Raw genomic sequence first — 12,682 nt, forward strand, 5'->3', positions numbered from 1 at the left:
AGGAAAGGTGAATAGGTGCACGATCGGTTCCCTCTCCCCTTGGGGGAGAGGGCTAGGGTGAGGGGAAAATCGGCTTAACGTTTGAACCCGTAATACACTTCGTTCCAGCGCAGCGCGTCTTTGAACGCTGGCAGGTGGGTATCGTTGTCGATGACGGCAATTTCGATATCGTGCAGTTCAGCGAACTGGCGCATATCGTCCAGCGTCAGCGCGTGGCTGAACACGGTGTGGTGCGCGCCACCCGCCAGGATCCACGCTTCTGAGGCGGTTTCCAGGTTCGGATGGGCTTTCCACAGCGCGTTGGCCACCGGCAGTTTCGGCAGGTCGTGCGGGGTTTTCACCGTCTCGATGGTGTTAACCAGCAGGCGATAGCGGTCACCAAGGTCAATCAGGCTGGCGACGACTGCCGGGCCGGTCTGGGTGTTGAAGATAAGGCGTGCTGGGTCCGCTTTACCGCCGATGCCCAGATGCTGTACATCAAGCAGCGGTTTTTCCGCCACGGCGATGGACGGGCAGACTTCCAGCATGTGCGAACCAAGCACCAGGTCGTTACCGCCGTTGAAGTGGTAGGTGTAGTCTTCCATAAATGAGGTGCCGCCCTGTAGACCGGTCGACATCACTTTCATAATGCGAAGCAGGGCGGCAGTTTTCCAGTCGCCTTCGCCCGCAAAGCCGTAGCCCTGCTGCATCAGACGCTGCACGGCGAGGCCTGGAAGCTGCTTCAGGCCGTGCAAATCTTCAAAGGTAGTAGTGAAGGCGTGGAAACCACCTTCTTCCAGGAAGCGTTTCATCCCCAGTTCAATACGCGCCGCGTCCAGCACGTTCTGGCGTTTGTCGCCATGAACTTGGGTAGCAGCGGTGAAGCGGTAGCTGCTTTCGTACTCGTCGACAAGCGCGCTGATTTCACCGTCGGTCACAGCGTTAACCACCTGCACCAGGTCGCCGACCGCCCAGGTGTTAACGGAGAAACCGAACTTAATCTGCGCCGCCACTTTATCGCCGTCGGTTACCGCCACTTCACGCATGTTGTCGCCGAAGCGGCATACTTTCAGCTGACGGGTATCCTGTTTAGAGACGGCCTGGCGCATCCAGGAGCCGATACGCTCGTGGGCTCGTTTATCCTGCCAGTGACCGGTCACTACGCTATGCTGCTGACGCATGCGTGCACCAATGAAGCCGAACTCGCGGCCGCCGTGCGCGGTCTGGTTCAGGTTCATAAAGTCCATATCAATGCTGTCCCACGGCAGAGATGCGTTGAACTGGGTGTGGAACTGCAGCAGCGGTTTGTTGAGGATGGTCAGGCCGTTGATCCACATCTTCGCCGGAGAGAAGGTGTGCAGCCAGACGACCATACCCGCGCATTTGTCATCGTAGTTAGCATCGCGGCAGATGGCGGTGATCTCATCCGGGCGCGTACCCAGCGGTTTCAGCACCAGTTTGCACGGCAGTTTCGCTTCGGCATTTAAGGCATTGACCACCTGCTCAGCGTTTTGCGTCACCTGGCGCAGCGTTTCCGCCCCGTACAGGTGTTGGCTACCAATGACAAACCACACTTCATAATTATCAAAAACGGTCATAGTCGTATCCTTTAATGAGTCAGGGCTGCCTGAGAGGCCGCGGATTTTTCCGAGGATGCAGCAGGGAGATAGTGTTGTTCGGCGCTCACGGCCCACTGCAGATAGCGCTGATAGAGTTCTTCAAAGCGCTGAGGCTGCTGTGGGCGCGGCTGTAAGGTGTGTTCAACCTGGCTTGCCATCTGTCGCTGGGCCGCAGGAATATCGCTATGCACGCGTGCGGCAACGGCGGCAAAAATGGCCGCGCCCAGCGCACAGCATTGGTCAGAGGCCACAATTTGCAGCGGACGGTTCAGAACGTCGCAGCAGGCCTGCATGATGACGCGGTTTTTACGGGCGATGCCGCCCAGTGCCATCACGTTGTTGACCGGAATCCCCTGCTCGGTGAAGCACTCCATAATGGCGCGCGCGCCAAAAGCAGTGGCGGCAATCAGCCCGCCGAACAGCGCCGGGGCATCGGTGGCGAGGTTAAGATCGGTGATGACCCCCTTCAAACGCTGGTTCGCATTCGGGGTACGGCGGCCGTTAAACCAGTCGAGCACTACCGGTAGATGGTCGAGAGAAGGATTGCTTGCCCAGGCTTCGGTGAGCGCAGGCAGTAGCTGTTTCTGGCTGGCTTTGATCTGCGCTTTTAGCTCAGGATGTTGTGCGGCAAGCTGCTCCAGCGGCCAGCCGAGCACGCGGCCAAACCAGGCGTAGATGTCGCCGAATGCGGATTGGCCCGCTTCCATGCCGATAAAGTTCGGTACTACGCTGCCGTCAACCTGGCCACAGATGCCTTTTACCGTACGGCTACCGACGCTGTTTTTGTCGGCAATTAAGATGTCGCAGGTTGAGGTGCCGATAACCTTCACCAGCGCATTAGGCTGTGCCCCTGCGCCAACGGCACCCATGTGGCAGTCAAACGCGCCGCCGGAGATAGCCACTTTGGTGGAAAGCCCCAGACGTTCGGCCCAGTCGGCGGTCAGGTTGCCGACCGGAACATCCGCCGTCCAGGTTTCGCTAAACATTGGGCACGGCAGGTGCTGATTCAGAATCGGGTCGAGCTCATCGAAGAATGCGGCAGGTGGCAGGCCGCCCCAGCTTTCATGCCACAGCGATTTATGCCCGGCGCTGCAGCGACCGCGGCGAATATCCTGCGGGCGAGTCGTACCTGAGAGCAGGGCAGGAATCCAGTCGCATAGCTCAATCCATGAGGCGGCAGCCTGTGCCACCGCGCTGTCTTCGCGGGTAACGTGCAGGATTTTGGCCCAGAACCATTCGCTGGAATAGATGCCGCCAATATAGCGGGAGTAGTCTTCTTTGCCCGGCTGGTGACACAGACGGGTGATGGCTTCCGCCTCTTCCACCGCGGTGTGGTCTTTCCACAGCACGAACATGGCGTTCGGGTTGTTGGCAAACTCCTCTTTGAGTGCCAGCACGTTGCCGTCGGCATCAATAGGCGCGGGCGTTGAGCCGGTGCTGTCGACGCCAATGCCGACCACATCAGCACGTTGTGCGCCGGAGAGTTCGGCCAGTACGCCTTTCAGCGCGGCTTCCATTGATTCGATATAGTCGCGCGGATGGTGGCGAAAACGGTTATTTGGCGCGTCGCAGAAACGGCCTTCCTGCCAGCGTGGATACCATTCGACGCTGGTCGCGATCTCTTCACCCGTCGCACAATCTACCGCCAGGGCGCGGACTGAGTCACTGCCAAAATCGAGGCCAATTGCGATTGCCATCGTGTTACTCCATCTCAAAGAATACGTGATAGTGAAACAGTAGATATCCCCGCCAAAAACCGTCAGGCTGGAACCGCTAATCTTATGGATAATCTTGCTGTGACCATTCAAAGTGTGACGCCGTGCAAATATTCAATGTGGACTTTTCTGCCGTCTTTATAGACACTTTAGTTGTTACCCTGAAGAGGGCTGATTCGCGGATTTGCTCTCTGAATGCCTTGTTCATCAAGGGATGTCTGAAGCAAGGTCGACATTGCGCCTATAGCATGCTGGGGATAACGCTAAAAAGCCGAATATGGATAATTGGTTTCTTCTGAGATAAGCGAGAGCGAGCAGCCATGGCTGAAATGCAAAACGATCCCCTGCTACCGGGCTATTCATTTAACGCCCATCTGGTCGCCGGCTTAACGCCGATTGAAGCCGGTGGCTACCTGGATTTCTTTATCGATCGTCCGCTGGGTATGAAGGGGTTTATCCTCAACCTGACGGTGCGCGGGGAAGGAGTGATAGAGAATCAGGGCAAGCAGTTCGTCTGCCGACAGGGCGATATGCTGCTGTTCCCGCCGGGTGAGATTCACCACTATGGCCGCCATCCGGACGCCAGCGAGTGGTATCACCAATGGGTTTACTTCCGCCCGCGCGCCTACTGGCACGAGTGGCTCAACTGGCCGGCCATCGTCGCGCAGACCGGTTTTTATCGCCCGGACGAAGCACATCAGGCGGAAATCTCTGAGCTGTTTGGCAAGATTATCGACGCCGGGCAGGGCATCGGGCGCTACTCAGAGCATCTGGCGATTAACCTGCTGGAGCAGTTGCTGTTGCGCCGTATGGAAGCCATCAATGAATCGCTGCATCCGCCGATGGACAACCGTGTACGCGACGCCTGCCAGTACATCAGCGACCACCTTGCAGATAGCCATTTCGATATCGCCAGCGTGGCGCAGCACGTGTGCCTATCGCCGTCGCGTCTGTCGCACCTGTTCCGCCAACAGCTTGGAGTGAGCGTGCTGAGCTGGCGCGAGGATCAACGCATCAGCCAGGCGAAGCTGCTGCTCAGCACCACGCGCATGCCTATCGCCACGGTAGGGCGCAACGTCGGCTTTGAGGATCAGCTCTATTTCTCCCGCGTATTTAAAAAATGTACTGGCGCGAGCCCTAGCGAATTTCGTGCAGGGTGTGAATAAAAAGTAAAGAAAAGGAAATGCGGTGTGTTGGTTTTTGTCTTTGCCAGTAAACTCTAAAGACAATTGAAGGCTTGACGATAGGGGAGACGCTCTGGAGAATCCCTGCTTCGTTTTCAAACCGGACACACTATGCAAGCACTGCTGGAACACTTTATTACTCAGTCCACGACCTATTCTCTGATTGCGGTGGCGCTGGTGGCATTTCTGGAATCTCTGGCGCTGGTCGGGTTGATTCTGCCGGGTACCGTGATGATGGCCGGGCTGGGCGCGCTTATCGGCAGCGGTGAGGTGAACTTCTGGCAGGCGTGGCTGGTGGGCATTATTGGCTGCCTGCTGGGCGATTGGGTCTCTTTCTGGCTGGGCTGGCGCTTTAAAAAGCCGCTGCATCGCTGGTCATTTATGAAGAAAAACAAATCCCTGCTGGATAAAACCGAGCATGCGCTGCATCAGCACAGTATGTTCACTATTCTGGTGGGGCGCTTTGTCGGCCCGACGCGCCCGCTGGTGCCGATGGTCGCCGGTATGCTTGACCTGCCGGTCTCCAAATTTATCACCCCCAATATCATTGGCTGCTTACTGTGGCCGCCGCTCTACTTCCTGCCGGGCATTCTCGCCGGGGCAGCTATCGACATTCCTGCGGATGAGCACAGCGCGAGCTTTAAATGGCTGCTGCTGGCGGCGGCGCTGTTGCTGTGGCTGGCGGCGTGGCTGTGCTGGCGCTTATGGCGCAGCGCAAAAGAGAATCACGATCGCCTGAGCACGCTGTTAACGCGCCAGCGCCTGCTGTTGCTGGCACCGCTGATACTGGGTGTGGGCGTGGTGGCGCTGGTGAGCGTAATTCGTCACCCACTGATGCCGGTGTATATCGAGATTTTGCGTAAGGTGGTGGGGTGGTAATGTGTGAACATCACGCATGAATACCGAGCAGCGCGGATGCGCTAGCTTTCCCGCTCAGTAATTCCTGCGTGTCGCCATCCCAGGCGATACGCCCTTCCGCGACCACCATCGCGCGCGGTGCAATCCTGGCCGCGTCTTCCACGCTGTGTGAAACCATCAGCAGCGTTAAGTTTTGCCGCTGACATACTTCATCAACCAGCTGTAGCATCTCCTGACGCAGCGCTGGGTCGAGTGCCGAAAACGGTTCATCCAGCAGTAAGATCGGCTGTTCACGTACCAGACAACGCGCCAGCGCGGCGCGTTGACGTTGCCCGCCGGAGAGCTCTCCGGGCAGCCTGTCCAGCATCGATTCAATGCCCATCAGCCCGGCAATCACCTGTAACTTTCGCACCTGTTCAGCAGTGAGCGACAGGCGCGGACTCATGCCCAGCCCAATGTTCTGGCGCACGGTCAGGTGGCTGAAGAGATTGTTTTCCTGAAACAACATTGACACCGGGCGCTGCGAAGGCGGCGTATGAGTATGCACCCGGCCTTCGAGCATCAGCGTACCGCTGGCAGGCGTCAGAAAGCCGGCTATCAGGTTGAGCAGCGTCGATTTCCCCGCGCCGCTGGGGCCGAGGATAGCCACTTTTTCGCCCTGGGCAATCGAGGTGCTAAAGCGCATCGGCAGGTGCTGGTAAAGCCAGGTGACATCATTCAGTTTTAGCATGGCGTCCAGGTAACTTTTCAATAACGGTGAACAACAGGAAGCAGAGCAGCAGCAGAATCAGCGCGGTGACCGCGCCGTCCTGGCTGCGGTAGGCGCCGATTTGCTGATAGAGATAAAACGGCAGCGTACGGAAATTCTCATTGCCGAACAGCGCGACCACACCGAAATCACCAATCGACAGCACGCAGGCAAAAGCCAGCGCCTGCGCCAACGGGCGTTTCAGGGCGCGCAGTTCAACCACCTTCAGGCGATTAAAGCCAGAAAGCCCCAGCGATTCACACAGGATGCTGTAGCGGGCGGTAATATCGCGCATTGGCGTTTCCAGTACCTTGAGGGCATAAGGCACTGCCATCAGGGCGTTGGTGAAAATCACAATGCCGTCGGCGGAGTCGGGCAGGCCAACGGTATTATTGAGCAGCAGGAAGAAGCCGGTCGCCAGTACGATACCCGGCATGGCGAGGATAAGCATGCCGCTTAGCTCCATCGCCTGCCCGGCGAGCGGCTGGTTGCGGGCGCGCAGCTCGCGGCTGCTCCACAGCAGCATCATGGTCAGCGCTACGCAGATTACCCCGGCGGCAATGGCGATGCGTAACGAGGTGCCCAGCGCCTGCCAGAGTACCGGCTGAGTAAAGACCTGCAACATCGACGGATTGACTCCGTCAATCACCACTGCTAGCAGTGGGGGCAGCAGCAGCAGCAGGGTGAGAAGAATCAGAACGGAGTCAGCTATCCGGCTGTGCCAGCGGTCGTCCGGATCGCGCCAGCCGTGAACATGGCTGTTGCCGACGGCAATCGCCCGGCTTAATCGCTGGCTTAACAGCACCAGCATCAAACAGCAGCCCATCTGAATCAGCGCCAGCATCGCTGCGCGCGCCGGGTCGTAATCAAAATTCAGCGACTGGTAGATAGCCAGCTCGATGGTCGTCGCGGACGGCCCGCCGCCGAGTGATAACACGGTGGCAAAGCTGGCGAAGCAGAGCATGAAAATCAGCGTGGCGATGGGCAGAATTTGCCGGCGCATCCACGGCCATTCCACCAGACGGAAGAACGGGTAGCCACGCATTCCCAGTTGCGCAGCAAGCTGGCGCTGCTCGCCGGGGATCTGCTCCAGCGCCTGTAATAGCAGGCGGGTCGCCATTGGCATATTAAAGAAGACGTGCGCGAGCAGAATGCCCTGCAGACCGTAGGGCGAGAATCGCCACTGCCAGCCAAGCCAGGCAAAAAGCTGGGCCAACCAGCCCTGACGCCCGTAAACGCTCAGAATACCGAAGACGGCGACCAGCACGGGTAGAATTAGCGTCATGGCGCACAGCCGCAGCAGCAGCGTACGGCCGGGAAAACGTCGTCGGTAAAGCGCGCGGGCAAGGAAAATAGCGGGTACGACCGACAGCAGTGCTGACAGGAACGCCTGCCAGAAGGAGAAGCGCACCACGTGCCACAGGTAGCTATCGCCGAGCAGCGTTGACCACGACGTTTCCGGCGCGTTTAGCCACAGCGCCAGAAACGCCGCCAGCGCGACGGCAACCATCAGCGTGGTTGCCGTCAGCCCTGGATACAGCCAGCGAGGGATTAGCGGCTGGCTGCGCGAAGCCATGCGTTAATCCAGTTTTGACGTTCGGAAGCCACCTGCTGCGGGGTAAACTCCAGCGCGGTTTGCGGTTTCACCAGACCATTAAAGCCTTCTGGCAGGGTGACGTTGGTCACCGGGTACATCCAGTTGCCGGTTGGGATGGTGTTCTGGAAGGCCGGAGAGACCATAAACTTCAGGAACTCATCTGCCAGCTTCTGCTGTTTGCTGGCTGCGGTTTTCGCCGCCACTTCCACCTGCAGATAGTGGCCTTCGCTAAAGTTCGCCGCCGCGTAGTTGTCTTTCTTCTCGTCGATGATGTGGTACGCCGGAGAGGTGGTGTAGCTCAGCACCAGATCGCTTTCCCCTTTCAGGAACAGGCCGTAGGCTTCGCTCCAGCCTTTGGTGACGGTGACCGTTTTCGCCGCCAGCTTCTGCCAGGCTTCCGGCGCTTTGTCGCCGTAGACTTTTTGCATCCACAGCAGCAGGCCAAGGCCCGGTGTGCTGGTGCGCGGGTCTTCGTAAATCACGCGCCATTTCTGGTCGCTCTCAACCAGTTCCTTCAGGCTTTTCGGCGGGTTCTTCAGTTTGTTTTTGTCATAGACGAAGGCGAAGTAGCCGTAGTCGAACGGCACGAAGGTGTCGTTTTTCCAGCCGCCCGGTACGGTAACGTCGGCGGTGGAAACGTTGCTTTTGGCAAACAGTTTAGTGTCGGTTGCCGCCTGCAGCAGGTTGTTATCCAGCCCCAGCACCACATCGGCTTTGCTGTTTTTGCCTTCCATGCGCAGGCGGTTGAGCAGCGAAACGCCGTCTTCCAGCGCCACGTACTTCAGCTCGCAGTTGCAGTCGGCTTCAAACGCTTTTTTCACCGCCGGCCCTGGGCCCCAATCGGCGGCAAAAGAGTCATAGGTGTAGACGGTCAGTACAGGCTTGGCGAGAGCCGGAGCGGCAACCAGCACCAGCAGGGGGAGTAATTTTTTGAGCACTTTGCACCTTTATAAAATGGTGGCAAAGGATTTTGAGTTAGCCTCAAATCCCTTCGCCGGGATTATCCGGATCAGGTTCGACGGGTATCTCTCAGCCCGCGCACTCGGCGCAGCACCCCGTTGAGAACGGCACATTGTAATGATTACGTGAATAAATCAAAAGCCTTAAGGATCCGGCGGTGCAAACCAGGCGGATTTAAAGTCGAACCAGCCCAGGGTGTTCATGCGAACGCCGCGCATACTGCGCTGGCCTTGTAGCATCAGCCAGTGGTGGATCAGCGGCACAATGGACTGATTTGCCAGCAGACTTTGGCACCAGTCGGGCAGTGAAAGCTCTCCTTCGCGCCAGCGCTGCGCGTCCTGCTCCCAGTCGATGGGAATGCAGTGGCGAATCAGTGGCACTTCATAAAGGTAGGCAAAGATCGAGAAATCGAGCGGCAGCGTGAAGTTGGCGTTGTTCAGCCAGATATCGCTGACCACTTCGCCGCGATGCCATTCGTCGTAATCCACTTCCTGGATAACCAGTTTGACCTGGTGCGCCGCCAGCAGCGCCTCCATGATCTGACCGATCGTCCGATGTTCTACGTGATCGCGGTAGTAGGTGAGGGTGACCGACTCAAGACCTGCCGGTTTTTCACAGGTGTGGCTACGGGCATGGTGCCAGCGCGGCAGCAGGCCGTAGGCCGGGAACCAGTGGCTCTGGTGCTGCTCGCCCGCGTGATACAGCAGATTGTTCGGGTGGAAAATATGGCTCAGCCACTGGCGCACAGTCGGGTTGTTGCCGCGCGAACTGCGCGTATCAAACAGCAGATAGTAGCAGCCCTCTTCGAGGCGGCTTTCTACCGCTTTTTCACTCTGGGTGGTGCCCTGGAGCGTCAGGCCGCCATTCGGCTCATCGCTGATTTCCGGCAGCACCCAGACGTTCACCTCGTCAATCAGCGCCCGGAAACCGAAATAGTCATCAAACGCGTGAATCTTCAGCTGGTTTTGATTGTTGCGGGCGACCGCATACGGCCCGGTACCCACCGGCATGCGCGAGAAGTCGTTGAGTGATTGCCACTCGCGCGGCAGGATCATCGCCGATACCTGACCCAGCAGCCACGGTAGCCAGCGGTCAGGCTGACTCAGATGGACATCGAGCGTCCAGGCGGTAGGGGAATCAATGCGCGTGATGTTGGAAAAGAGCGACAGCGTCATGCTGCGATGCAGCGAAGTGATAACGTCGTCCATCTCCAGTTCGCGACCGTGATGAAAATGGATGCCGGGACGCAAATAAAAACGCCAGTGTAATGGGGATATGGCCTGCCAATGGTGCGCAATATCCGCTTCCAGTTCCCCATTTACCTCATTTACCCGGGTCAACGCGCTGAAAATTTGCCGCGCAATATGGGTTTCCGAGCGCCGAAGCGCCGTTCCCGGCAGCAAATTGCGCATCGGACGGTAGTAAAGCACCCGCAGAATATGTCGCCCCTGACGGAAGCTGCGGCCCAGATGCGACACCAGCATCTGACGTACCGCGGCCTTGTCGCCGACCAATTGCACCAGCTGATCGATCCTATCCTGCTCGAGCAGGTCTTCCGCGCGCTGCTGCTGAAGCGCCAGACCGGTATAGAGGAAAGTCAGCTTAGAGCGCTTGCCGCGCCCGGCTTCCGCCTCCCAGGTCAGCCATCCCCGCGCCTCCATGGTATTCAAAAGCGTGCGCATATGGCGGCGAGAGCAGTTAAGCAGCTCGGCCAGTGAGTTGAGCGTGGTCTCCTGCGATTTTCCCTCGCAGCACTGCCATAAACGGATGAACTGCTGCTGTAATCGACCTGAAGGCATAAAAGGGGAACTCCTGATAAAAACTCAGCAATTTATTAATCCCTATATTAGGCCAATAATTGATTTCGATGAAGCGAGGAGGTGTCTATGAAGAGGTCTACCATCCATCAGTTCTACCAGCGTTATTTCTCTGCTACCAAAAATGTTTCCTGGCTGGCCCGTCAGGCGACCGCACAGCGGCTTGAAGTGCTGAATTTTCTGATGCAGTGGGAAGTTACGAAACCGACCTCTGAGCATTAATTCGCCTAATCATGTGTGACTGAGTATTTGCCAGCAGGTATCATCTGCTGGCTTTTTTTTATTCTTTCGCGAAAGGATCTCTGATGCTCTGGTTAATGACGATGGGACGACGTCTCAACGGTGTGTATGCCGCCTTTATGCTGGTGGCGTTTATGATGGGCATAGCGGGGGCATTACAGGCACCGACGCTGAGTCTGTACCTCAGTCGAGAAGTTGGTGTGCAGCCGTTCTGGGTGGGGCTGTTCTATACCGTCAATGCCATCGCCGGGATCGTCGTCAGCCTCGGGCTGGCAAAACGATCCGATAACCGGGGTGACCGGCGCAAGCTGATTATGTTCTGCTGCCTGATGGCGGTGGGCAACGCGTTGCTCTTTGCCTTCAATCGCCACTACCTGACGCTGATTACCTGCGGCGTGCTACTGGCCTCGATCGCCAACGCCGCGATGCCGCAGCTGTTCGCGCTGGCGCGTGAATATGCCGATAGCTCGGCGCGTGAAGTGGTGATGTTCAGTTCGGTCATGCGTGCGCAGCTGTCGCTGGCGTGGGTGATTGGCCCGCCGCTGGCTTTCATGCTTGCACTTAACTATGGCTTTACCGCCATGTTTTCCATTGCAGCGGGGATTTTTGCCATCAGCCTGACGCTGATTGCTCTGACGCTACCGTCGGTAGCCAGAGTCGAGCAGCCTGCCGATGCGGTGCAGAACCAGATTAGCGGCTGGAAAGACAGCAACGTGCGGATGCTGTTCATCGCCTCGACGCTGATGTGGACCTGCAACACCATGTATATCATCGATATGCCGCTGTGGATCAGCAGCGATCTCGGCCTACCGGATAGCCTGGCGGGGATCCTGATGGGAACGGCGGCGGGGCTGGAAATTCCGGCGATGATCCTCGCAGGTTACTACGTGAAGCGTTTCGGTAAGCGGCGGATGATGGTAACCGCGGTGGCCGCCGGGGTGATGTTCTATGTCGGCCTGATCTTCTTCCATAGCCACACGTCGTTGCTGGTGCTTCAGCTGTTTAATGCGGTGTTTATCGGTATTGTCGCCGGGATTGGCATGCTGTGGTTCCAGGACCTGATGCCGGGTCGTGCGGGAGCGGCGACCACGCTGTTTACCAACAGCATTTCAACCGGGGTGATTCTGGCGGGGATTATTCAGGGGGCGCTGGCGCAGAGCTTTGGCCACTTCTCGGTGTACTGGGTAATAGCTGGGATTTCAGTGGTAACGCTGGTGATGACCGGACGGGTGAAGAACGTTTAGTCTGGTGCAGTCCCGGCGTCGCTGCGCTCGGCCGGGCTACTAACAGCGGTAGCCCGGACAAGGCGCGAACGCGCCGCCTCCGGGGAGGCAGCGGCGTTACGGATTACTGCATAAACGCCGGCTGCTTGTTTTCGTAAGCAGAAATCGCATCTTCATGCTGCAGCGTCAGGCCAATGCTATCCAGCCCGTTCAGCATGCAGTGGCGACGGAAGTCGTCAATTTTAAAGCTGTAGGATTTCTCACCCGCCTTCACCACCTGCGCTTCCAGATCCACTTCAAACGTAATGCCCGGGTTGGCTTTCACCAATTCAAACATTTCGTCGACCTGCGCATCGCTCAGAGTGACCGGCAGCAGCTGGTTGTTAAAGCTGTTGCCGTAGAAGATATCGGCAAAGCTTGGGGCAATCACCACTTTAAAACCGTAGTCGGTCAGCGCCCACGGTGCGTGTTCGCGTGACGAACCGCAGCCGAAGTTTTCGCGCGCCAACAGAATGGAAGCGCCTTTAAACTCCGGGAAGTTCAGTACGAACTCGGGGTTCGGCTGCTCGCCTTTGTCGTCCAGGAAGCGCCAGTCGTTAAACAGGTGTGCGCCAAAGCCGGTGCGGGTCACTTTCTGCAAAAACTGCTTTGGAATGATGGCATCGGTATCGACGTTCGCGGCATCCAGCGGCACCACCAGTCCCGTATGTTGGGTAAATTTCTCAGCCATGATGGTGTTTCC

General features: G+C 57.7%; 11 protein-coding genes and 1 riboswitch. Of the genes, 4 read left to right on the forward strand and 7 right to left on the reverse strand.

Annotation, left to right across the window (positions count from 1 at the left end):
* Window positions 1-74: 74 nt before the first annotated feature.
* Together araA and araB are read right to left on the reverse strand one after the other, a co-directional pair.
* Window positions 75-1,577: an L-arabinose isomerase gene (araA, locus tag FHC49_RS20385; RefSeq protein ID WP_185668585.1), complete on the reverse strand. Its 1,503-nt coding sequence runs from the start codon at window positions 1,575-1,577 to the stop codon at window positions 75-77.
* Window positions 1,578-1,588: 11 nt separating this feature from the next.
* On the reverse strand, window positions 1,589-3,295 hold the full coding sequence (araB, locus tag FHC49_RS20390; protein ID WP_220440732.1) for a ribulokinase: 1,707 nt from the start codon (window positions 3,293-3,295) through the stop codon (window positions 1,589-1,591).
* 338 nt (window positions 3,296-3,633) lie between these two features.
* Here araB and araC point away from each other — a divergent pair, with 338 nt between their 5' ends.
* Complete coding sequence (gene araC / locus FHC49_RS20395; RefSeq protein ID WP_185668583.1) at window positions 3,634-4,479, forward strand: arabinose operon transcriptional regulator AraC; 846 nt, start codon at window positions 3,634-3,636, stop codon at window positions 4,477-4,479.
* Window positions 4,480-4,608: 129 nt separating this feature from the next.
* Window positions 4,609-5,376 (forward strand): DedA family protein, encoded by a 768-nt coding sequence (locus FHC49_RS20400; protein ID WP_220440733.1) that lies wholly within the window; start codon window positions 4,609-4,611, stop codon window positions 5,374-5,376.
* 10 nt (window positions 5,377-5,386) lie between these two features.
* On the opposite strand, the gene thiQ is transcribed toward FHC49_RS20400, so the two are convergent.
* The 4 genes from thiQ to sgrR all read right to left on the reverse strand — a co-directional run bounded on the left by thiQ (window position 5,387) and on the right by sgrR (window position 10,459).
* Window positions 5,387-6,085, reverse strand: a complete 699-nt coding sequence (gene thiQ / locus FHC49_RS20405) for a thiamine ABC transporter ATP-binding protein ThiQ (RefSeq protein ID WP_185668581.1) — start codon at window positions 6,083-6,085, stop codon at window positions 5,387-5,389.
* A complete protein-coding gene (thiP, locus tag FHC49_RS20410) occupies window positions 6,069-7,679 on the reverse strand; it encodes a thiamine/thiamine pyrophosphate ABC transporter permease ThiP (RefSeq protein ID WP_185668580.1) in 1,611 nt (536 codons plus the stop codon). Before thiP ends, thiQ begins: the two co-directional genes overlap by 17 nt.
* Window positions 7,655-8,638, reverse strand: a complete 984-nt coding sequence (thiB, locus tag FHC49_RS20415) for a thiamine ABC transporter substrate binding subunit (RefSeq protein WP_185668579.1) — start codon at window positions 8,636-8,638, stop codon at window positions 7,655-7,657. Before thiB ends, thiP begins: the two co-directional genes overlap by 25 nt.
* Before the next feature lie 30 nt (window positions 8,639-8,668).
* Window positions 8,669-8,768: riboswitch (TPP riboswitch) on the reverse strand.
* Window positions 8,769-8,803: 35 nt separating this feature from the next.
* Window positions 8,804-10,459 (reverse strand): HTH-type transcriptional regulator SgrR, encoded by a 1,656-nt coding sequence (gene sgrR, locus FHC49_RS20420; RefSeq protein WP_220440734.1) that lies wholly within the window; start codon window positions 10,457-10,459, stop codon window positions 8,804-8,806.
* A gap of 87 nt (window positions 10,460-10,546) precedes the next feature.
* Here sgrR and sgrT point away from each other — a divergent pair, with 87 nt between their 5' ends.
* A complete protein-coding gene (gene sgrT / locus FHC49_RS20425; RefSeq protein ID WP_185668577.1) occupies window positions 10,547-10,699 on the forward strand; it encodes a glucose uptake inhibitor SgrT in 153 nt (50 codons plus the stop codon).
* Window positions 10,700-10,782: 83 nt separating this feature from the next.
* Window positions 10,783-11,961 carry a sugar efflux transporter gene (locus tag FHC49_RS20430; RefSeq protein WP_220440735.1) on the forward strand — a complete coding sequence of 393 codons (1,179 nt, stop codon included), beginning with the start codon at window positions 10,783-10,785 and terminating at the stop codon, window positions 11,959-11,961.
* Between the two features lie 103 nt (window positions 11,962-12,064).
* Here the strand turns inward: FHC49_RS20430 and leuD are convergent, their stop codons facing one another.
* A complete protein-coding gene (gene leuD / locus FHC49_RS20435; protein WP_185668575.1) occupies window positions 12,065-12,670 on the reverse strand; it encodes a 3-isopropylmalate dehydratase small subunit in 606 nt (201 codons plus the stop codon).
* Window positions 12,671-12,682: the final 12 nt, after the last annotated feature.

It is taken from the genome of Kluyvera sp. EC_51 (genome assembly GCF_019584505.1).
In the GTDB taxonomy this organism is placed as follows: Bacteria; Pseudomonadota; Gammaproteobacteria; order Enterobacterales; family Enterobacteriaceae; genus Kluyvera; species Kluyvera sichuanensis.